General features: G+C 31.2%; 1 protein-coding gene. It reads right to left on the reverse strand.

The features are described from left to right. Positions 1-143 precede the first annotated feature (143 nt). Positions 144-1,115 (reverse strand): hypothetical protein, encoded by a 972-nt coding sequence (locus tag AB2B44_RS10595; RefSeq protein WP_369049556.1) that lies wholly within the window; start codon positions 1,113-1,115, stop codon positions 144-146. Positions 1,116-1,148: the final 33 nt, after the last annotated feature.

Consider the following 1,148-nt stretch of genomic DNA (forward strand, 5'->3'; position numbering starts at 1 on the left):
TACAACGTGTTAGTATAACCGTCAGTTACGGATTTAAATATACAAAATTTCAGTTTATGCCAGTTGTTAGCAATTCCGAGTGGATTCGGACGTAGTCGAATCCGCCGTAATTGCGGTTATACTGTGTTGTGGCTAGTATTTTTTTAAAACACTTTATCCAAAGTTTTTGCATTTAAAATTCTTTCTCTCGAAGAATATCTTGGACTTTGAGGAGCTTTTCCTTTTGAATTCCCAAGTGGGACTTTTTTAATCTTTTCAGCAGGTTCAGAAAAGTAAACTATGTACTTGTTCGTATCTTTCCATTGCTCAATTTTTTTTACTTCTGCTATATATGTAATTGCAGAAATAGGTGCTACTTGGTATGCTGCAATATATTTGATTTTTGGAATCATAGATGCATTGAGTCTAATTGCATACCAACAATTATTGTCTATAAATTCTTCTTTAAAACCATCTTCTCTAGCAGGAATTACAATCGTATCAATCTCCGAAATATCAACTTTTTCTGTATCTTCTGTAACTTCATTTAAGAAAGGTTCAAAGTCGTATAAAATTTCATTTTTTTGGTTTTTAAACCTTTTCAAAGTTGTTACTTCTACAGGAAATTTGAATCGACTTATCAAAACTGTTTCCAATTCTTCGCTTAATTCATCGATTATTAAAAGAGCGTTAAATGAGTTCTTTTTGTGAATTATTGATTCTAATAAAAAATCTACATTTTCATATCCATTCTTTTTTGCAAAGTTCTCGCATTTAGCCCATTCCGCTTTTCTTTTCTGTAACATTTCTTTGATGACGTTCTTAACTTTTACTTTACTCGACTCAAATGAAAGCGAAAATTCAAGTATTTGTACAGCGATATGTTTTAAATGTTGATGACTTGCTAAATCATTTTCTACAACAAATATTTTTGGTTCTTGGTTATTAGTCAAGTCGATAAGATAGCCGTCAGGTAAATTATTTGTTCCTCCTTTTTTTCCAATTTTCTTTTTATCGTCAAGGTAAATCCTATTTGAACCAAACAATCCCTCTTTTACTTCGTTTACTGCTTCCTCAAGTTCCGATTCCTTTTCGTATGGTAATTCTGTGTATTTATTTTCTTTATTCCAAAGCATTTTTACGGTTCAAATTTTATATTAGCCACAACG

Origin of the sequence: Tenacibaculum sp. UWU-22 (assembly GCF_041021355.1) — a bacterium.
Lineage (GTDB): Bacteria > Bacteroidota > Bacteroidia > Flavobacteriales > Flavobacteriaceae > Polaribacter.

Bases quoted from the DNA above. Each gene is read 5' to 3' on its own strand.
- AB2B44_RS10595 (WP_369049556.1), bottom strand. From the start codon at position 1,115: ATGCTTTGGAATAAAGAAAATAAATACACAGAATTACCATACGAAAAG.